Here is a 20,297-nt window from a genome sequence, read left to right as displayed (position 1 = left end):
CGTACGAAAAAAACCGTTTCTTGAAGGCACCCCAAGTTTGACGGACGTCGGCTAATTTACTGCTTGGCGCCCGCTTCTTTGAACTCAACATCCTCCACGTCCTCGCCTTTCTTCTCGGCGCTCGCCTCTTTCGCGTCCGCGGCGCGACCGGAGCCAGTGCCCGGCTGAGCCTGGATGTCCGCATAGACCTTTTCACCGAGTTTCAGCGAGGCCGTGGCCAGGGCCTGCGTCCTGGCCTCGATCTCGGTCTTGTCGGAGGTCCTCAGTGCCGCCTCAAGGTCCCTGATTGCGGATTCGATCTTCTCCTTCTCGCCCGCATCCAGCTTCTCGCCGTATTCGGCTAACGCCTTACGCGAACTGTGTGCCAGCGCGTCACCGTGGTTGCGCGCATCGACCAACTCCCGCTGTCGATGGTCTTCATCAGCATGAGCCTCGGCGTCATGTACCATGCGCTGGATCTCGCCTTCAGACAGGCCCGAGTTAGCCTTGATGGTGATCCGGTTCTCCTTGCCGGTGGCCTTGTCCTTCGCCGACACGTGCAGAATGCCATTGGCGTCGATGTCAAACGTCACCTCGATCTGCGGCATGCCCCGCGGCGCCGGCGCAATGCCCTCCAGATTGAACTCGCCCAGCATCTTATTGCCCGTAACGATCTCGCGTTCGCCTTGGTACACCTTGATGGTTACCGCCGCCTGGTTGTCGTCGGCCGTAGAGAAGACCTGAGAGAACTTGGTCGGGATGGTGGTATTCTTGGTGATCATCTTGCTCATCACGCCGCCCAGGGTCTCGATCCCGAGCGAAAGCGGGGTGACGTCGAGCAACAACACATCCTTGCGCTCACCGGTTAGTACCGCACCCTGGATCGCCGCACCCACTGCCACCGCCTCGTCGGGGTTGACGTCCTTGCGCGGCTCGCGGCCGAAGAACGCTCTGACCTTCTCCTGCACCCTGGGCATGCGGGTCATGCCGCCCACCAGAATCACGTCGTCGATTTTTTCGACCGCGATACCGGCATCCTTGATCGCGATACGGCACGGCTCCATCGTGCGCTCGATCAGGTCTTCGACCAGAGGTTCGAGCTTTGCACGTGTGAGCTTCAGGTTCAAATGCCGCGGCCCGCTGGTGTCGGCCGTGATGTACGGCAGGCTGATTTCCGTCTGCTGACTCGACGAGAGCTCGATCTTGGCCTTCTCCGCGGCTTCCTTCAGACGTTGCAGCGCCAGCACGTCCTTCGACAAGTCGACCCCTTGGTCTTTCTTGAACTCGCCGATGATGTAGTCGATGATGCGCTGGTCGAAGTCTTCGCCGCCCAGGAAGGTATCACCGTTCGTCGACAGCACTTCGAACTGCTTCTCGCCTTGCACGTCAGCGATCTCGATGATGGAAATGTCGAAGGTGCCGCCGCCAAGGTCGAACACGGCGATCTTGCGGTCGCGGCTTTCCCTCTTGTCCAGGCCGAACGCGAGCGCCGCCGCGGTCGGTTCATTAATGATCCGCTTGACGTCCAGCCCGGCGATGCGCCCGGCATCCTTGGTCGCCTGGCGCTGGCTGTCGTTGAAGTAGGCGGGCACCGTGATGACGGCTTCGGTGACGGGCTCGCCGAGATAGTCTTCGGCGGTTTTCTTCATCTTGCGCAGCACCTCAGCCGAGACCTGCGGCGGGGCGAGCTTCTGGCCCTGCGCTTCGACCCATGCGTCGCCGTTGTCGGCCTTCAAGATCGTGAAGGGCATCAGGCTGATATCCTTCTGCACTTCCTTTTCCTCATAGCGGCGGCCGATCAGCCGCTTGACCGCAAACAGCGTGTTCTTTGGATTCGTGACGGCCTGTCGCTTGGCGGGTGCGCCGACGAGGATTTCCTCGTCGTTCACATAGGCGACGATGGACGGTGTCGTGCGTGAACCTTCGGAGTTCTCGATCACTTTGACCTGGTTACCTTCCATCAGCGCCACACACGAGTTCGTAGTGCCGAGGTCAATGCCGATGATCTTGCTCATGATGTCCAAGCGCCTGGGCGCTGTCTTGGTTGGAAACGTGAATCGAAAGCCGTGCGCTGCACCACCCCCGCGCGCCTATGCGTCCCTTCAATACTCCAGCTCCGGTGACGCTGCAGCGGCTTTGCCCATGTCTCTCGGTACTTCGACCACGGACGCGTCCGTGGTCAGAATCAGCCCGGCGACGGACGCGGCGTTCTGCAGCGCGGTACGGGTCACCTTGGTGGGGTCGATCACCCCCATCTCGAACAGATCGCCGTATTCACCGGTGGCCGCATTCCAGCCGAAGTTGCCGTCATGTCCGAGTACCCGGTTCAGCACCACCGACGCTTCCTCGCCGGCATTGGCGGCGATCTGCCGCAGCGGTTCCTCCAGGGCACGCAGCACGATTCGGATGCCGGCTTCCTGATCGGCGTTGGCGCCTTGAAGCGGCTCAAGCTGGGTGCGGGCGCGCAGTAGCGCGACGCCGCCGCCCGCAACGATGCCTTCCTCGACCGCGGCCCGCGTGGCATGCAGGGCGTCTTCGACGCGCGCCTTCTTCTCCTTCATTTCCACCTCGGTGGCCGCGCCAACCCGGATCACCGCCACGCCACCGGCCAGCTTGGCGACCCGCTCCTGCAACTTCTCCTTGTCGTAGTCGCTGGTGGCCTCGTCGATCTGCCGCCGTATGGCCTTGATGCGGGCCTCGATTGCTGCGGGTTCGCCCGCGCCGCCGACGAGGGTCGTGCTCTCCTTCTCAATTTCGACGCGCTTGGCGTGCCCCAGATCTTCCAGCACGACATTCTTTAGCTGCTTGCCCGTCTGTTCCTCGATCAGCGTGCCACCGGTCAGGATGGCAATGTCTTCCAGCATGGCCTTGCGCCGGTCGCCGAAGCCCGGTGCCTTCACTGCGGCGGCCTTGAAGGTGCCGCGCAGGGAGTTGACGACCAGGGTCGCAAGTGCCTCGCCTTCCACGTCTTCGGCCACGACGAGCAACGGCTTGCCGGTCTTGGCCACGGCCTCGAGCACCGGCAGCAGATCGTGAATCGCCGATATCTTCTTGTCCTGCAGCAGGATATACGGCTCTTCGAGCATGACGGATTGCTTCTCGGGCTGGTTGATGAAGTAAGAGGCCAGATAACCGCGATCGAACTGCATGCCTTCGACCACCTCCAGCTCGCTCTCCAGCGACTTGCCGTCTTCAATAGTGATGGCCCCGTCCTTGCCGACCTTGGCCATCGCGTCAGCGATGATCTTGCCGATCGTCTCATCAGCGTTGGCGGAGATCGCGCCGATCTGGCCGATCTCCTTGCTCGTAGTGCAGGGCCGGCTCAGCTTGCGCAGCGCCTCGACGACCGCGCTCACGGCCAGGTCCATGCCGCGCTTCAGATCGATCGGATTCAGGCCCGCCACCACGTCCTTCATGCCCTCCTGAACCATCGCCTGGGCCAGCACGGTGGCGGTCGTGGTGCCGTCACCGGCCACGTCGGATGTCTTGGCCGCAACCTGCTTGACCAACTGGGCCCCCATGTTCTCGAACTTGTCGCGCAGTTCGATTTCCTTGGCGACCGACACCCCATCCTTGGTGATCAGCGGGGGCCCGAACGATCGCTCGAGGACCACATTGCGCCCCTTGGGGCCGAGCGTGACCTTGACCGCGTTGGCCAGCAGGTTGACTCCCGCCACGATGCGGCGGCGCGCGGACTCCTGAAATTGGATCTCCTTGGCTGCCATGATGAGACTCCTTGCGAAACGCTAGTCTTCTGTTCCTTCCTCTATTCAACGACGCACAGAATGTCCTCGTCACGCATCACCAGCACCTCCTCGCCTTCAAGCTTGACGGTGGTGCCCGCATACTTGCCAAATAGCACGCGCTCGCCAATCTTCACGCTCGGCGCGCTGACATGGCCATCGCCCAGGCGCTTGCCGGGGCCGACAGCCAGGACCTCGCCCTGGTCCGGCTTTTCGGCGGCGGTATCGGGGATGACAATACCGCTGGCCGTCTTGTGTTCTGCGTCCAAGCGTTTGACGATGACGCGATCGTGTAGTGGACGGATGTTCATAGCCTTGCTCCTCGTCCCATCACTGTGATCATGAGTTTGTCCGGCCGATCGGGTCGTGTCCGGGCCGCCGTTCAGGACATTCACGTGTCAACGCCGGCGTGTGGATTCAAACCACAAGCATTATTGGCCAGGCACCGATCCTGGCGCTTCACTGAATGGCCGGCACGGTGCCGAGCTTCTCTGCCAGCATCCGCTCATATACGCCAAAATGCACATCCACCTCTGCCTGACTGACGACGACAATGTCAATCGTGATCTGCTCGGGCGCCAAGCCGAACATCGTGGCCAGTGCCACTTCCAGGTGGGGGGCCGCCACTCTGTCCTTTTCGAACGTCGTGCCGATGCTGATCACGTAAGCATCGCCTTGCGCCGTGACGTCGACCAAACGGGCCCGCGCGCTGAGGTTGTTATCGATCGCGACTGTGACCAACTCCGCTACGCGCCGCGTCCGCTCGGTAGGAAAGCCGCGCGTGCACTTGAGCCGCACCCGATGCCTGCCTAGCGTCACCCACTCAGAATCGAATTCCATCGAAGTCTCCATCTCGGGAAGTGTTTACCGGCGGAAATAGAGGCCATTCCGGCGATTTCAAGACCTCAGCGTCGCACGTGGATTCGCTGCGGTTGCAAGCCAGCACCGCGCGTTCCGAGCGCCGCCTATGCCAGAAAGGGCCTCGGACGCGCTACCTTGCATGGCCAGCTGGAATCTCCCAGCTGAGCGCAACAGACTCACGCGAGTCTATGCCCTTGACGCAGCTCGCCATCTTCCACTCACTTCACCTCGATCTTCCTCACCGCAGATTGCCGCGCTCCGGTCTTGGGTAGACGCAGCGTCAATACGCCTCTGTCGAACTTCGCATCGATGTGATCGAGGTCGATGCCATCGGGCAGCGGGATACTGCGCATGAAGGCGCCGTATGCCCGCTCCAGGCGGTAGCAGCCGTTTTCCTCGCTCCGAATGTCCTGCTTCTTCTCACCTCGCAATACCAGGGCGCCATCTTCGATGGTAGTCTGCAGGTCCTCGCGATCCATGCCGGGCAGCTCCGCCGTGATCCTCAGCGCCGTGCCATCATCGACTACATCGATGCGAGGTTGGAAGCGCGACGAACTGAAGTCACCGAACCATCGATCCAAGCCGCCAAAGCCCGCGAAGGGTTCATGCAGAAACTCGCCCATCGCACGCAGGGGATCGCTTGAAAACAGCCGTGAAACGTCGGGCCAGTCCGGTGTCCAGTGCCTTGGCGCGGGAACATTCGACGACTCGCCCGTCGGCTGCCTATCCTCTGTCGATTTGCGTAGGAACTTGAATGGGTTCCATTTGCCCAGGTCTGTTTTCATCTTGTCCTCACCGACGTATGTCCAGCCCATTTCCGCGGGTACTGCGGTGGCGCCCTTGCAGACGCCACCGGTACCCGGCGGCGGCAACTCACGCCACGTTGACTGCAATGCGGCGTGGACGCGCTTCGTCGCGACGCGGGATTGTCAGTTTGAGCACACCGTCCTGCAAGTTCGCCTCGATCTTCGACGCGTCAAGGTCGGCACTCAGTGAAAAAGCGCGTGCGAAGTGTGGCTGGCGAATCTCCGCGTGCTGGACCCGCAATCCGGAGGGGGTTGGCACGACCGCTTCCGCCTCGATATGGAGGTTGCCGTCGTGGACATTCACCTCGAGCTTGTCCTTCGTCACGCCCGGAAGGTCGGCCCAGAGGGTGACGCCATTGGCGTCCTCCATAATGTCAACCGCGGGGAGCAGCGTCATCGTCGGCGACGACCTGTCCTCCTGGCTCTTTGCCACCGCGTTCTGGTTGCGCTCAACCATTTGGGTAGTGTCGTTCATGGCTTTCTCCTGGCGTTACTGGACCGTGATCGCCCGGGGCTTTGAGGCTTCGCGCTTGCCAACACTGATAGACAAGCAGCCGTTGGCATAGCGCGCCTGGACTTTGTCGGGGTCGGCGCTCTGCGGCAATTCGACCACACGCCGGAACGTGCCGGTGAACCGCTCTTGCGCATACAACCGGACCTCGGGATCTTCCGCAGCTTGCGCCGCTTCGCGCTGGCCGCTGATGGTCAGCAAGCCCTTGTCGATCGACACCTCGAACTGGTCTGGCTTGAGCCCGGGTGCGAACGCGACAATCTCGATGGAATCGTCCGTGGCACCGATATTGACCGGGGGAAATGCCCCGAAGCGGCCGGAGCGGATGCTGGATGGGAAGCCGCCGAACAAACTCGCCATCTGCCTTTGCATGCGGTCGAGTTCGCTGAAGAGGTCGGTTCCAAAGAAAAGATCGCTCATGGTCGTATCCCTCCTTCGATGCAGCAAGGAGGCGAAGGGGCATACGCGCTCCCATCCACCTGCCAAGCTGCTGGCAAACAAACAGAAACACGCAGCGCGCAATGGTCGCGACTGCCTGAGCGAAAATAAAATAGTAATTGCGCAGCCAAATTTCAAGGGGTCCAGCTTGCGCCGTTCCGCGAAAGGACATCGGCCGATTCGTGCTGCCCCCGGTCACGGTTGGGCAGATACGCTTACATTGCATCACCGGGGTTGCTTCCGTTACACGGCGCCACATCTATGTGCCGCATGGAGTGTATTTGTCGCGCGCAGGGCGTTGGGGTAAGTGCCGTACCTGACGCTTGCTTTCGCAATGACGCCTTTGACGCGTTGAAGGCCAAGCCGCCTCAGCAGAGAGGCACAGTTCGACTGGGGCCTGCCTTCGTGGCGTGCCTCGCTGGACGAGAGGCAAGCCGACGCCGGGCATAGTCCAACGAGTGGCGTTCGTAACACATGATGCGGCCCGCCCAACGGGTAATCGGTGCCTATGGTGACCGTGTGGTGATGGAGAATGCGTTGGACGAAACCATCGCGGCGCTCTTCAAGGAGGCCGGCCCCATGGCTTCACCTGCCGGTGGTTCGGCGGACGCGCGCGCGAGACGCTCTCGCACACTATGGTCGCGCCATCGAGCGCCTGAAGGCAGGTGACTGGAGCGGCTTCGGCTCAGAACTCGATGCACTCAAATCGCTGCTCGAAGAGCTTGGTGCCGGCCGCCCCGAGGATCGAAGGTGACGTTCTTCTGGCAGGCCAAAGTCCCCTTCGCGGCCATGAGGGGACCGTCGTCCGCCGCGCCACTAGGAGAACTGGCCTCTGTGCGAGCGGCCTCGTTCGCGACATGACATGTTTGCGCCGGTCTCGCGTTGTCGCAAGAGCCTCAATGTGCCCTTTTCCTCAGGCAGTGCCTTAATGAGCCGCCCGACAAAGTTAGACCTGAACGGTCGAGGTAGGAAATACCAAGCATGCTCCAGATTCAAGTGGAAACTGCCTGGTTCTCCCGGCAAAAAAGCACCTCCTTAGCACTGATCCCAATAGACTTATTTGTACTTGTCCACCTGTAGAGAATTAACCAAATGACATACAAACCGAAATTCATCAGCTTCGATTGTTACGGCACTCTCATTAACTTCGAAATGGGGCCGACAGCCAAAAAGATTTTCGAAGATCGCGTTCCGACTGATCAGATGCAGGCATTTCTTGACAGCTTCCGATTTTACCGCCTCGATGAAATATTAGGCGAGTGGAAACCTTTCTTTGACGTTATTGAAAATTCCATTCAACGGGCGTGCCAGGCACATGGCGTTGAATATCGCGCATCTGATGCGGTCGCCTTGTACGACGCGGTCCCAACTTGGCAGCCCCATCCGGACGTAGTTGAGGTGCTTGAGGCAATTGCTCCGCACATCCCGCTGGTGATTCTCTCGAATTCGATGGTCGATTTGATTCCGCATAGCGTCGCGCACCTCAAGGCGCCCTTCCACGCCGTTTACACCGCGGAGGAAGCACGCGCCTACAAACCGCGGGCCCAGATATTCGAATATATGTTCGATCAGCTCGGTTGCGGACCAGACCAGATGATGCACGTCTCGTCGAGCTTTCGTTATGACCTCATGACGGCGTCCGATCTGGGATTCATGGCCAAAGCGTTCATCGATCGGGGTCACGAGCCCACTTCCGATAGCTATGGTGTCAACAGGTTGACCGATGTTCGCCAACTTCCCGGTTTGCTTGGACTTGAAGGCCTGTTTCCGACCGCGATGGTGAAATGAGACGCATGATGCCGGAGAATCGCCCGATTACGGCAGCGGCGTTGAGCACAGCGGCGCCCAGCCTTGTTCTAGACGAAGTGGGAGCCTTGGTCAGTCGTCTCTACGGTATCGATGGCAGTGTCAAATCGCTGGCCGGTGAACGCGACCAGAATTGCTGCATAGAGACAGCGGATGGGACTCGTTACGTTGTCAAGATCAGCAATCCATCGGAGCCGGTTTCGGTGGTCGATTTCCAGATCGCTGCGCTCGACCACATCGCCCGCGTATCGCCCGACCAGCCAGTGCCCCGAGTCGTGCGGACGCTTAGCGGACGTACGCGCGACACTGTGGCATTGGCCGATGGGCTTCAAACCACCGTGCGGATGCTTACCTATCTCGACGGCGTCCAGATTCGGGAGACTCCCCGGACCGCCGCACAGCGTCGGGCCATGGGGACAGTGCTCGCCAAACTAAACCTCGCGTTGCGCGATTTCACGCATCCTTCCGCGATGCACAATCTGCTCTGGAATGTTTCGGCGGCGCACCGGCTGACAGCGAAGCTCGATGGCATCGTGGACGCCTCGCGTCGCGCGCTCGCTGAGTCGTTCATGTCGCGCTTCAGCGACCATGTCCTGCCGCGTCTCGCCTCGGTGAGGGCGCAGGTAATCCACAACGACTACCATCTCTACAACGTTCTGGTCGCACCCGACGATCATGAACGCATTTTGGGGATTATCGACTTCGGCGACATGCTGTATGCGCCGCTGGTCGGCGAGGTCGCTACAGCGGCGGCCTTTCATATGACTGGCAACGCCGATCCGTTCGAGGGGCCTGCGCAGTTCGTCGGTGCCTATCACGCGACGCTGCCGCTTACCGAAATCGAGCAGGAGATCATCACTGATCTCATGGCGACACGCCACCTGATCACAGCGCTGATTTCCGAATGGCGCGCCGCCCGCTACCCCGAGAACCGGGCCTACATCATGCGCCACAATCCCGCAGCATGGGAAGCGCTCTCTCAGATGGCCGCTCTTTCCCGCAATGAGGCGCGCGACCGACTACTAACCGAAGTACGAAAAGGATAAGTGAATGAAAAGTACCACTGACCTCAACATGGTCAACGCCTATATCCCCGGACGTGCCAACGTGGGACCTGTCACTGCGGCGATGATCGATCGGCGCGATGCATTGCTCGGGCCGGCATATAGGCTGATGTACGAACATCCGCTTCACATCGTGCGCGGCGAAGGCGTGTGGCTGATCGATCCGGAAGGTCGGCGTTATCTCGACGTTTACAACAACGTCGCGTCACTTGGACATTGTCACCCGGCGGTGACCGAGGCGATATGCAGGCAAGTGCAGACCCTCGCGACCAACACCCGCTATCTGCACGACACGATCCTCGAACTGGCCGAACGCCTGCTCGCGAGCGTGCCTGAGACTAACCTTGCCCATCTCATGTTGACCTGCACGGCCAGCGAGGCAAACGACCTTGCCTATCGCATCGCAAAGGTGCGCACCGGTAGCACGGGCGTGATCGTGACCGAAACCGCCTATCATGGCTTTACCGACGCAGTGTCGCAATTCTCGCCATCACTCGGCGTGACAGTCGATCTCGGCGCCCACGTTCGCCTGGTTCCAGCACCGCGTCTCTATCATGCTGAGGGTGCTGACCTCTCAGAACGCTTCACGCGCGATGTCGAGGCGGCGATCGCCGATCTTCGGCGTCACGGCATCAAGCCTGCGGCACTGATTGTCGATTCCCTGTTCACGAGCGACGGCATCCTTCCTGAACCAGCGGGCTTTTTGAAGGGCGCGGTCGACGCGATCAAGCGGGCTGGCGGCCTTTTTATCGCCGACGAGGTCCAGCCAGGCTTCGGCCGGACCGGCGAGCATATTTGGGGTTTTCAGCGTCACGGTGTCATCCCCGACATCGTCACCCTCGGCAAGCCGATGGGCAATGGACAGCCTGTCGCGGGGCTGCTGGCCACTGCTGACGCGCTGGCAGAATTCGGAAAGAACTCAAGATACTTCAACACATTCGCCGGCAATACCGTATCGTGTGCGGCTGCGCTGGCGGTCTTGGATACGATCGAGAAGGAAAGCCTGGTGCAGCATGCCGCCAGGGTAGGCAACATCCTGCGTGACGGCATCGCCGATCTCGCCACCCGACATGAGGCCATTGGTGACGTGCGTGGCGTGGGCCTGTTCGTCGGCGTTGAACTTGTCTCGGACCGCGCATCGCGAACGCCCGATCGCGAGCTTACCACCCGGGTAGTCAATCGAATGCGCGACAAGGGCGTCTTGCTCAGCGCCTGTGCGATGGGGCACAATGTTCTCAAGATTCGACCACCACTGGTGCTATCCTCGGAACAAGCCGGCATCGTCATCGAAACGCTCGACGAAGCGCTAACACAGTGCAATCCGCAAAGCGGAGGTAACTAGGGCCGACACTGACGGTAGTATCGACTCATGCGAGCTTCAGCTTCCCTCGACCAGTTTGACATCAAGATTCTTGTGCATCTTCAGCGCGAGGGACGCTGTTCGAATGTCGACCTGGCCGCAGCCATTGGCCTCAGTGAAAGCCCATGTCTTCTCCGCACGAAACGGCTTCAGGAAACCGGCGTTATCCGTGGCTACCGTGCGGAGGTCGCACTGGAGAAGCTGGGCAGCCACGTAATCGTGTTTTCCGAGGTTACTATCAGTAGCCATCGGCCCCAAGACTTCCGCAAATTTGAAGCAGGGGTTGAGAAGTACCACGAAATCGTCGAATGCTACAACGTCAGTGGCGGTTACGATTACCTTCTGAAAGTCATCGCACCTAATATCGCTTATTTTCAGACACTAATGGAGCAGTTGTTGAAAGACGATATCGGGATCGAAAGATTTTCCAGCCGGATCGTATTGCGCAAGCCGCTTGAACAACGGGGGTATCCGCTGCGAATTATTGCAACCGGAAGGCCGGACTGGGATTAATGAAATGCGCACTGCCCATAAAAATCTCGCGCTGGTGCCGACGTAGTGGTCGCCGGCGCGATGCGTCGTTGCGACACTGCCCCTACCAGGACCGCCCAACTATAGGGGTAATCGTCCTTTTGCAGCAGATTGATACGGTCAGGCTTGAAAAGACGTTCCAAAACAATGACTCATTGATTCTTCGTTTCGCGCTGCACCGTCCTTTCTTTGCGGATTGGTACGCGGTTGGCAGGCGCTGTCTCGCCAAAGTTTGCCTGGCCAGCCTGCGAAGCTGCTGTCGTAGCTACCGCTGCGAAGGTACTGCCGTATTTCGGTCTCAAGCCACTGCGGTGTGCCAAGCTGTGGCAGATTTTGCTCTGCGGCGTTCGATGGCAGTTATGCCATAGCCTGTCGGGTTCTTGCGCCACTTCCTTGGATCAGCGCGTCAATGTAGGAGACCGCGCCAAAACGGGGGCTGACTAAGCGGCAAGGCGGTGGCGTTCTCCTCCGGCGACGGAGGGATACCATCGCTCAATGTGCGATCGGAACTGGTCATTGAGCACGGCCATCCGGATTTGTAGCAAGTTGTGCGCGTGCCGAGGCCGCCAGGCCATCTGGGGGCGTGGCCAAGATACGGGAATCCGCTATCACAAGGGCTACGGCCGCAGTTCTATCCGCGGCCGATGCCGAGCTAACCGACATCGCTACCCGACGCGGAAAAACTCGACGCTCTGCCCCGCATGGAAGAGGGCCGGCCGGGATTCGCAAAAATTCCGCCACATGTCTGGCAACCCTTTGATTTATCGAGGAAATCCAGCCTTCCCAGCGCCCCGGATAACCTCGTGGCTGCGCCCCCGGCTAAAAAGAGCTCAAATTGCGATGAGTGCGTCAAACGGCACACACCGGCAAAGATGAGGCTGAGGTCGGGAGCGCTTGGCCCGTCGATCTGTCATCAAAGGCGGGCAAATTCCACATCCTGGCACGCACGCTGTCGAGGGGCTCCGATACCGGACCCAAGGGAGGTAGCGGATTTGGAAAACAGGGGGTGGACCTTGGCAGCTTCAACTGGCGACAGAACAATCCGCAATGATGACGAGATCGGGTACATGGGGCACATCAATCTGGACGTCGTGCGGCAATAAGGATGCCCTCGATCCACGATACCGCCTATCCAGCGCTGCCGGCTGAGCTTACCACCGCCGAACTGGAAGCTGCGTTCACACCGACACCGACCGAGATCCGCTTCGCGCGCAGCCAGTCCCGTCGCACCTCAACGACTGTCCTGATTCTGGTGCAGCTCAAACTGCTGCAGCGCCTTGGCTACTTCCCCATGCTGGCTGAGGTACCTCCTATCGTGATCGATCACGTGCGCGCAGCACTGCGGGCCTCTGCCCTACCCCGCGCAACAGTCAAGCGCTACGATGCCTCTGGCACCCGGTCCCGCCATCAGAAGTTGCTACGCGGGTATCTCCACATTCGACCGGTCGAAGCCAACACGCTGAAATGGCTGGAGGCGCTCGCAACCGAGGCGGCGCACACCAAGGTCGAATTGCCCGACATTATCAACGTGCTGATCGAAGAGCTGATCCGGCTACGGTGCGAACTGCCGCCATTAGCCAGTCTTCACCGAATGGCCACCCAGGCCCGCAGCCGGTGCAATGAAGCCATCTATCGTGCCATCGCTGACACGCTCGACGACTCGCAGATCGCTCGGATTGAGGCGTTGTTTAACGGTCAGGGCGAGCAATCCGGTTGGGACCAGCTCAAGCGCGAGCCCAAGCGCCCCGCCGCGCGCGAAATCGCCAGCTTCCTCAAACACATCCAGACCCTGCGAAGCCTGGCCGACGGTCTCCCACAAGCACCAGCGTTGCTTTCCGTGTCCAAACGCACGCAACTGGTGACGGAGGCCCGGGCGCTTGACATTGCTGAGTTCAAGTCGCTCAAGCCGGCCAAACGATTAACTTTAGCAGTGCTCTTCATTCACGCGCAGTTGCAGAAGGCGCTCGACGATGTGGCCGAAATCTTCATCAAGGTCATGCGCAAGCTCGAGAACCTCGCCAGGACCCGACTGCAACAATATCAGCTCGCGCATGCGGACTCCTTGGAAGACCTGGTCAGCCAGTTCCGTGATGTCCTGCAGGTTCTGGAGGATGACGGCATTGCCGATATCTTCCGGCTGGATAAGGTGCGTGAGGTCCTCGGTAACGATGCAGCAGGTGCGCTTGTCCGCTGCAATGAGCATATCGCGTACGCTGGCAACTTCGATCTCCCATTCATGCTCGCGCCGTACCGCCAGCAGCGCTCCCTGCTCTTTCAGTGCCTTGAGGTCTTGTCGCTCAAATCCAGTTCGCAGGACAAGACAGTCTTGGTGGCATTGGCCTGGATACAGGGCTTTCGGACCTCGCACCGCGAACATTTGCACCTTACGGACGACGATCTACTGAACCTTCCGCTCGACTGGCTCCCGGCCAAGTGGGAGAAGGCCATCTTTCCGGATGGCCGGAGTAGTCGTCTGCTCCATCGTAGGTACTTTGAGTTGTGCGTGTTCGATCAGGTCATGCGTGAGCTGAGCTCAGGCGATCTTTACGTGGAGGGCAGTGACCGCTTTGACGACTTCCGCCTCCATCAGGTATCCGAGGAGGTGTTCGAACGGGAGTTACCGCATTACTGTGAAGTCGTTGGCCTGCCAACGGATGGCGAGAACTTCGTCAGAACACTATCGGACAGACTGAGCACGGCACTCGACGAGGTGGATGCCAACTTCCCCGAGAACGACGGCATCGAATTCGGAGAACAGGGGCTGATCATCCACCGGCCCGGCAAGGCACCTGACCCGCCCAACCTGATGCTGATCGACCAGGCTATCACCGCATCGATGCCGCAGATCAGCATCCTTGACGTGCTGACCGAAACGGAGCAATGGCTCAATCTGCACAGACTGTTCGGTCCATTGTCCGGCTTCGATGCCAAGATCGATGACCCTCGCAAGCGAGTTATCTGCACGCTGTTCTGCTACGGCTGCAATCTGGGACCGAGCCAGACGGCTCGGTCCGTCAAGGGGTTGAGCCGCAAGCAAATTGCCTGGCTGAACCTGCATCACGTCACGGAAGAGCGGCTCGACAAGGCCATTGTGAAGGTCATCAACGCATACAATCAATTCGCGCTACCGAAGTACTGGGGCAGTGGCAAACGCGCGTCCGCGGACGGCACGAAGTGGACTCTGTATGAGCAGAATCTGCTGTCGGAGTACCACATCCGTTATGGCGGGTACGGCGGGATTGGCTACTACCATGTCTCCGACATGTACATCGCGCTCTTCAGCAACTTCATTCCGTGCGGCGTGCATGAGGCGGTGTACATCCTCGACGGCCTCATCAGAAATGGCTCTGAGATTCAGCCGGATACCATTCACGGTGACACCCAAGCGCAGAGTGGCCCGGTGTTTGGCCTGTCTTACCTGCTGGGCATCAATCTGATGCCGCGCATGCGCAATATCAAGGATCTGGTGCTTTACAAGTCGGACCGACGCCGACGATACGACCATATCGAGCGCCTGTGCCGCCGGTCCATCGACTGGGATCTGATCCGACGACACTATCCTGACATGATGCGGGTGGCCGTTTCGATCAAGGCCGGCAAGATGACGCCGTCGACCATCCTGCGCCGGCTGGGATCTGAGAGTACGAAGAATAAGCTGTACTTTGCGTTCCGGGAACTGGGCCGCGTTATCCGCACGCTGTTCTTGCTGAAGTACCTGAGCGACCCGGAGCTCCGGCGCACTATTCATGCCGCGACCAACAAGAGCGAGCAGTTCAATGACTTCGCGCAATGGTTGATGTTTGGCGGCGACGGCGTGATCGCCGAAAATCTGCGGCACGAACAGCGCAAGGTGATCAAGTACAACCAGTTGGTCGCCAACATGGTCATCCTCCACAACGTTCAGTGGATGTCGCGCAAGCTCAAGGAATTGCAGGAGCGTGGACATCCGGTGAATGCCGACGTCCTCAAGGCGTTGTCGCCCTACCGGCGCGAGCACATCAACCGGTTCGGCGACTACCTGCTCGACCTGCAGCGGCGCGTGCCGCCACTCGATCCATCGATCGATTTCGTATTTAAATCAGCGGCTTAGCGAAGATGTGGCGGATTTTTTTCGAATCCCGGCCGCCCCTCAACCTGAGGCAATGGGCTCGCCATGTCGATAGCGGTCACCGTAGTTCACGATGAAGTGCCGGTTGTTGTCCAAGTAGACAATGAACTCCTCGAGCTTGCCAAGGAGTTTGGCCTCCTCGGGGCTGGCCTCAGCGTCCAGATCCCAGCCCAGGCTTTCCAGTCGGCGCAACGCCGGATAGGGGCAGCCGTGCCACAGGTGCCACTTGGCGCTATGCAGCGCCTTGATCAATTCCGCGTTGCTGGGGCCGTCGCTGTGGGCCGGCCGACCCTTGATCATCTGTTCGAGGTTCTGTACCCGCATGGCGATGTGGAACCAATCGAGAACGTATTCACCGCGGTCACCAAAGCCGAGCTGGGCAAACCGTACGGTATCCCCGCCGTCCGACAGAAAGGTCACCGGCTGACTGGGTTGCACACCCTCACGAAGAAGGAAATTCCACATACGATCGGCCGGTCGGCGCTCCAGTTTATGCACGTAGGCAAAACTATGCCCGCCATCCTGATCCCGCAGGGACTTCCCGACAATCACTTCAAACCAGCCATCCTGGCGGCGCTGGTGTCCGGCCCGTCGAAGGAAGCCGCCGTCAATGCCAACCGCGCGGACCGGACTGGGCTCGGGAATCTCGGGCGAGCGGACGCTCGCGTCCACCTCCGCCTGCTGCCGCGCGTCGGTGGCCTGCTCCACTTCCAGCCGGCGACCGAGCGTAGTGACCTGGCGTCGGATCGAGCTGGCTGCCAGTACATGATCGAGCGGCAATACTTCCTGCAGGACATTGACGGTCAGACCATACGACATCAACGCTGCAAACTTCACCTCGAGATACTGCAGTTCTGGACTGACCCGCTCAGGCAAGCAGTTAGCGACCGGACTGAAGCTAGGTGCGTCGCCCTGGCACTGCCGGCAGGGGTACAGCCTCGGACTGTCAATCGACAGCCGTCCGAACGCGCTCCGGAAAACCAAGTGATGGTGGCCCTTGCAAGCCAGCTGCGCCCCGCATGTGGCAAACGCTGGTCCGGGCAACTGCCGCGGCAACCTGTGCCGTGACCATCGTGCGCTGCAGCCGGCCCAGCAATGATTTCGCCTCCTCCAGATGCAGCCCCAGCGAGCCCACATCAAGGCGATCTCTCTCGAACTGGGCAATCTCGGTGACGGTGGCTGGCGTGCCTCCATCGTCCTGCACTACGAGTTGCAAGCTGATACGCATGGCCGCCCTCCTCCCTTTGAAGCTGCGGCGACCAGTCTACCCCTCGAGCTCTCGCAACCGATCATTGACGATCCGACGATCAAAGCGACGATCCAGCCAAATCAGCCACCTATCGACCTCGTCGCGCAGGTCTTCCAGCACGATTGGCCCTTCGCGCAGCGACTCGATCCAATCGACGAACTCATATTCACTGTGTTCGTCCCTGTCCTCCAGATACCTCTCGATTCCGCCAATGTCCTCGGGCGGGCATGGCCCGCAACCCGCCACGCAACGGGGCAACTGGCCAGGCTGTTGCCGCAGCATACGCCGCTCCATGCGTATCTCGTGGCGCCACCACGCGTTGAAGTCATACACATAGACGAAGCCTTCGTGTTCTCGGAGATGAAACGCGGTCAGCGGCAGTTCGCTGGCGACTGTGCAGAACTGCAAGACGCCCTCATGAGCTTCGCCGTAACGCCTGCCACGAATACTGAACGTGTGCAGATGTTCGTCGGCCCAGCCCATGACGACCTGGATGACATTGTGCAATCGCCGGAGCGTCAAGTGCTCGGGAACGAGGACGCGTCGCCAAACCGACGGGCTCAGGCCGCGCAGAGCAATTCGAAGTTGAAGGACGGAGATCGCCGGCCCAGGATCGGAAGCCATGCGCGCATTGTAGGTGCCTCATTGGCCTCTCAGTAGCGGTCCGGCCGTCAGCCCCCGTTTTGGCGCGCTCTCCCGCCAGCGCCGCTTCGGCCTCGGCCCGTTCGGCCCGGCGCTGCGCCGCGCCCAACTCCGCCTGCACCGCGTCCAGGTCGTGCGCCGCTTTGCGCTGCGCCTGCTCGGCGCTGGCGAGCCGCTCAGTGAGCGCCGCGGCCTGGGCTTCGAGTCGGGCCCGGACCTCGGCCTGCGCCACGGCCGCGTTGCGGGCCTCGCTGCGCGCCGCCCCCAGTTCGCCGCGCAACGCTTCGGCCGCGCGCTCGCTCTGCTGGCGCGCGGTCGAGGGCCGGCCGTGATTCGAAAATATCTGAAGCTTCAGATATTTTCGAATCACGGCCACCCCTCTATCTTGGTCGTATGCCAGCCTCTCGGCATGCTTCGCAAGTTGCCGCGCGGTGCTGTCGACAATGGCCGGCAGGAACCCAACCAGCCGACCTCGTAGGGTCGCACCGACGACAGGCCGTACTCAGACATAAAAGCCGCGTTCTTTATTACTTCTGGGCATATGCGTCATTTTCGGCTTTATCCCTCGCCCCCTTTAACGGCTGCAGTTCTGGCTTCCGGCTAGGCTTCCTAGCCTTCCGGACGTGGCTCTCTCGTTGTGCCCAACTTGTTCTTGGCTACAATGGCGTCAATTGCAGCATCACATTGTAGCTAGCCGGCTGCGCTAACATTACTCTCCTTCCTCATGGCAAAACTGCTGTCCGAATTCAAGCACGAGGGCTACGCCCTGACCATTACGGTCAACCGAGACGAAACCGAATACACCGTGACCGAGTTGGGGATGACGGTAGTCTCCGATGACCCTGTTACGTTCCCAAACTACCCTGCGGCCCGCCTATACTGGCAAGCGATTGTCGCCGAGGCGATCAAATATACCCCGCGTCGCACGACCAATCGATTCTGACCTGTACTGATCTACACGCTCTAGGACCAAGGTGGGGCGCGTACATGGGTCGAGAATCGCAACGCATTCGCCAAGATGGCTTCCCTCTTAGCTCAGAGATTCTGCATTAATTCCCCATGCTAGGACTCCAAGATAGCCGGGCTCCGATACGTCAAAACTTCCGACGACCGAAATGCGAGTGTTCATACGCCCGAACTCCTGGCGTGTAATTGATACCCCTTCAATGCAAGGGGTCGAGTTTGATCTGGTGATAAATGGAAAAGCAGAGTCTGCATTCCTTTCACTAAACGCAGCTGTGGAGCACCTTTGGTCTTACTGTCAGGACCCCATACGAACTGGGCTTTCACTTTGACCAGTTTCGGAGCCGACTTCGAGAAGAGATTTGCTAACATGGTTTCGCCGATGAGGTCACGGTCCGCACCCATGTTGTACTCCTTGTGGCAACTTGACTCTTGGAGCCGGCAGCGTGATTAGTACGCCGGAGAAGCTGTCCGTCTTCGGCTCGGGAATCGTGTCCGAGTCGCAAGTATCGATCCGACAAATCGCATCGCAACGGTTCACGTCGCGCGCCAAGGGGCGCCAGCTCGTGCCTTGTGCGGTCGACTGTTCAACTGAACTTCTGAACGGGTGAAAATTGCCCTATGCAAACAGAGCTACAGCGCGACTCGAACGAAGAGGTCCGAATGCAGTTTCGCCTACAGGTCGAGTTGGCGTGCCGGCAACTCTCCCGTTTAGCTTTTCAGCAGGAGCCCGCCTATGTTGCGGCACTCATGGGGAAACTTGCGGGCATGCAGATCCAAATTGGGTCGTCATGGCTGAGAACATCTGTGGTAAACGATCGGGGGCCGAGCTCTGCCGAATCGGAATTTGGAGCAGATTTTGCAATTGTTCTAGAGTCGACATCTGGCGTAAGCAAGGCTGTGCTTGGGCAGGCAAAGGGCTCGGGCATCGACTCACTACCTCAAAACCAGCAGGATAACTTCCTCCGACAGTGCGGACTGATGGCCCAGAAGACCAAGCACTTCATCGGGTTGGAAGCGCCAACAGGGACGAACACAATGCCGATCGTACGGAAAGGCATTTGGGGGCCGCCGCTCAGCATTGAATCGGGACGTCGCCTCGACGATTACCTGGCAGACATTTTCATCGCGTGCCAGCATGGCGATCGGCGTAACGGTTTTGTGCAAGCCGTAAAGACCAGCGATCTCCGGCAGCTACGTGTGTTGGTCGCGGAGTAACTCACGAATCTGCAAACGGCGCATGAGCGTTGTAATTTCACCTACAGTCGTTCAGCGAACTGATCATGAGCGACGCAGAAGGGTCGGCTGCTGCCGGCCGACGCCAGCGTAGTGGAATTCGGGTTCGATCAGGCGCCTCCCGGCCACAAGCGGACCCTCGATGTCGCGCCAAAATGCGGCCCTTCGAGCATCCAGTTCAACTACTATGCTTAAACAATTTCGTTTCGTCATTACGGTGCAGAACCTAACTCGTTCGGTTTGGGGAGCACAATGCAAGAAACGTTGCCGAGGAGCGAAAATGAGTAAGATTGTTGCAGCCGCCGTGACGGTTTTTGCAATGAGCGGCGCGTTCGCGCAAGACCCAGTTGTTATTGTTGGCCTCGGGGCGCAAGATAGTTCTTGCGGAGATTGGATCAAGGCGCGAAGGGAGCAGGATAGGCTTTACGAATTGTCGGCAGTCGTCTGGGTCCAGGGCTTCCTTTCCGGCATGAATGCGGGGCGGACGGCGGATCAAATCATCAACTTGCCGGCATCCAGCGTTATCGAGGCGATCCTCGATAAAGAGTGCGCCAAATCGCCAACAGAGCCGCTCTATTTCCAATCATTGCTGATGTACGGGAAACTTCAGATCGAGCAAGGTAAGAGGCCTAGCCGGCAGAGGTAGGGTGCGATATCGGGCATGGGAAGGGAAGCGTGACCGCACGGACCGCGAGCGCTCAGTAGAACGGGCTTAGGTAAGCAAGATCAGTACGTGGCCCACCACAACATAGGTATAGACGACATAGCTGTCAGCCTTCTCCGTATCAACCGTGGCGTGCGGACCCATCTGCGCGGCCTCGAAGACGCTATCCAAACGCTCGCCGACGAATCGAAGGTGGCTCCCTACAATGGCGTCGAATCGGCCCGAGCCTGATTTGCTTTCAATGAACGCGACGATGCGATTAATGTAGTTGTCCGCTCCGAGTTTGATCGAGATTGCCCCTTCCGTTGCCCAACGTCCTTTTGAACGTGGCCTGCG

The 20,297-nt window shown here is 59.6% G+C and carries 18 protein-coding genes and 3 pseudogenes; 9 read left to right on the top strand and 12 right to left on the bottom strand.

Annotation, left to right across the window (positions count from 1 at the left end):
• Positions 1 to 56 precede the first annotated feature (56 nt).
• The 7 genes from dnaK to ABNX08_RS09810 form a co-directional block, all read right to left on the bottom strand.
• A complete protein-coding gene (gene dnaK, locus ABNX08_RS09840; protein WP_022540317.1) occupies positions 57 to 1,994 on the bottom strand; it encodes a molecular chaperone DnaK in 1,938 nt (645 codons plus the stop codon).
• A gap of 87 nt (positions 1,995 to 2,081) precedes the next feature.
• Positions 2,082 to 3,704: a chaperonin GroEL gene (groL, locus tag ABNX08_RS09835; protein WP_022540318.1), complete on the bottom strand. Its 1,623-nt coding sequence runs from the start codon at positions 3,702 to 3,704 to the stop codon at positions 2,082 to 2,084.
• A 41-nt stretch (positions 3,705 to 3,745) separates the two neighbouring features.
• Positions 3,746 to 4,033: a co-chaperone GroES gene (locus tag ABNX08_RS09830; RefSeq protein ID WP_022540319.1), complete on the bottom strand. Its 288-nt coding sequence runs from the start codon at positions 4,031 to 4,033 to the stop codon at positions 3,746 to 3,748.
• A 148-nt stretch (positions 4,034 to 4,181) separates the two neighbouring features.
• Positions 4,182 to 4,562, bottom strand: coding sequence for a hypothetical protein (locus ABNX08_RS09825; RefSeq protein WP_020201309.1), 381 nt, complete (start codon positions 4,560 to 4,562; stop codon positions 4,182 to 4,184).
• Positions 4,563 to 4,801: 239 nt separating this feature from the next.
• Positions 4,802 to 5,368, bottom strand: coding sequence for an Hsp20/alpha crystallin family protein (locus tag ABNX08_RS09820; protein ID WP_041682411.1), 567 nt, complete (start codon positions 5,366 to 5,368; stop codon positions 4,802 to 4,804).
• Between the two features lie 88 nt (positions 5,369 to 5,456).
• A complete protein-coding gene (locus ABNX08_RS09815) occupies positions 5,457 to 5,864 on the bottom strand; it encodes an Hsp20/alpha crystallin family protein (protein ID WP_022540321.1) in 408 nt (135 codons plus the stop codon).
• A 15-nt stretch (positions 5,865 to 5,879) separates the two neighbouring features.
• On the bottom strand, positions 5,880 to 6,320 hold the full coding sequence (locus ABNX08_RS09810; RefSeq protein WP_022540322.1) for an Hsp20/alpha crystallin family protein: 441 nt from the start codon (positions 6,318 to 6,320) through the stop codon (positions 5,880 to 5,882).
• 507 nt (positions 6,321 to 6,827) lie between these two features.
• Here ABNX08_RS09810 and ABNX08_RS09805 point away from each other — a divergent pair.
• From ABNX08_RS09805 to ABNX08_RS09780, 6 genes and pseudogenes are all read left to right on the top strand, one after another.
• Positions 6,828 to 7,092: pseudogene (locus tag ABNX08_RS09805) on the top strand (hypothetical protein); the annotation flags it as partial.
• Positions 7,093 to 7,430: 338 nt separating this feature from the next.
• Positions 7,431 to 8,126 carry a haloacid dehalogenase type II gene (locus ABNX08_RS09800; protein WP_022540323.1) on the top strand — a complete coding sequence of 232 codons (696 nt, stop codon included), beginning with the start codon at positions 7,431 to 7,433 and terminating at the stop codon, positions 8,124 to 8,126.
• 5 nt (positions 8,127 to 8,131) lie between these two features.
• The gene (locus tag ABNX08_RS09795) at positions 8,132 to 9,190 is read left to right on the top strand and encodes a phosphotransferase (protein WP_022540324.1); all 1,059 of its coding nucleotides are present in this window, start codon (positions 8,132 to 8,134) and stop codon (positions 9,188 to 9,190) included.
• 4 nt (positions 9,191 to 9,194) lie between these two features.
• Positions 9,195 to 10,550, top strand: a complete 1,356-nt coding sequence (locus ABNX08_RS09790) for an aspartate aminotransferase family protein (protein ID WP_349606992.1) — start codon at positions 9,195 to 9,197, stop codon at positions 10,548 to 10,550.
• A gap of 27 nt (positions 10,551 to 10,577) precedes the next feature.
• Positions 10,578 to 11,081 carry an Lrp/AsnC family transcriptional regulator gene (locus ABNX08_RS09785; protein ID WP_022540326.1) on the top strand — a complete coding sequence of 168 codons (504 nt, stop codon included), beginning with the start codon at positions 10,578 to 10,580 and terminating at the stop codon, positions 11,079 to 11,081.
• Between the two features lie 1,123 nt (positions 11,082 to 12,204).
• Positions 12,205 to 15,189 carry a Tn3 family transposase gene (locus ABNX08_RS09780; RefSeq protein WP_349606991.1) on the top strand — a complete coding sequence of 995 codons (2,985 nt, stop codon included), beginning with the start codon at positions 12,205 to 12,207 and terminating at the stop codon, positions 15,187 to 15,189.
• Positions 15,190 to 15,234: 45 nt separating this feature from the next.
• Here the strand turns inward: ABNX08_RS09780 and ABNX08_RS09775 are convergent.
• The 3 genes and pseudogenes from ABNX08_RS09775 to ABNX08_RS09765 all read right to left on the bottom strand — a co-directional run.
• Positions 15,235 to 16,435: pseudogene (locus ABNX08_RS09775) on the bottom strand (ISKra4 family transposase); the annotation flags it as partial.
• Between the two features lie 36 nt (positions 16,436 to 16,471).
• Positions 16,472 to 17,080: a plasmid pRiA4b ORF-3 family protein gene (locus ABNX08_RS09770; RefSeq protein WP_349606989.1), complete on the bottom strand. Its 609-nt coding sequence runs from the start codon at positions 17,078 to 17,080 to the stop codon at positions 16,472 to 16,474.
• 55 nt (positions 17,081 to 17,135) lie between these two features.
• A pseudogene (locus ABNX08_RS09765) lies at positions 17,136 to 17,417 on the bottom strand (KfrA protein); the annotation flags it as partial.
• Positions 17,418 to 17,822: 405 nt separating this feature from the next.
• Here ABNX08_RS09765 and ABNX08_RS09760 point away from each other — a divergent pair.
• Entirely contained in the window at positions 17,823 to 18,041 is a 219-nt protein-coding gene (locus ABNX08_RS09760; RefSeq protein WP_349606985.1) for a hypothetical protein, read from the top strand.
• Between the two features lie 182 nt (positions 18,042 to 18,223).
• Here the strand turns inward: ABNX08_RS09760 and ABNX08_RS09755 are convergent, their stop codons facing one another.
• Positions 18,224 to 18,466 carry a hypothetical protein gene (locus ABNX08_RS09755; RefSeq protein WP_349606982.1) on the bottom strand — a complete coding sequence of 81 codons (243 nt, stop codon included), beginning with the start codon at positions 18,464 to 18,466 and terminating at the stop codon, positions 18,224 to 18,226.
• A gap of 258 nt (positions 18,467 to 18,724) precedes the next feature.
• On the opposite strand from ABNX08_RS09755, the gene ABNX08_RS09750 reads away from it, so the two are divergent.
• A complete protein-coding gene (locus tag ABNX08_RS09750; RefSeq protein WP_349606980.1) occupies positions 18,725 to 19,279 on the top strand; it encodes a hypothetical protein in 555 nt (184 codons plus the stop codon).
• 298 nt (positions 19,280 to 19,577) lie between these two features.
• Positions 19,578 to 19,943 (top strand): hypothetical protein, encoded by a 366-nt coding sequence (locus ABNX08_RS09745; protein ID WP_349606978.1) that lies wholly within the window; start codon positions 19,578 to 19,580, stop codon positions 19,941 to 19,943.
• 66 nt (positions 19,944 to 20,009) lie between these two features.
• Here ABNX08_RS09745 and ABNX08_RS09740 read toward each other — a convergent pair whose 3' ends face one another.
• The gene (locus ABNX08_RS09740; protein WP_374063663.1) at positions 20,010 to 20,132 is read right to left on the bottom strand and encodes a hypothetical protein; all 123 of its coding nucleotides are present in this window, start codon (positions 20,130 to 20,132) and stop codon (positions 20,010 to 20,012) included.
• Positions 20,133 to 20,297: the final 165 nt, after the last annotated feature.

Source organism: Cupriavidus sp. DF5525 (assembly GCF_040149425.2).
Lineage (GTDB): Bacteria > Pseudomonadota > Gammaproteobacteria > Burkholderiales > Burkholderiaceae > Cupriavidus > Cupriavidus pickettii_A.
Note: the sequence above shows the minus strand (reverse complement) of the source record. Positions and strands in the feature narration are given on the sequence as shown.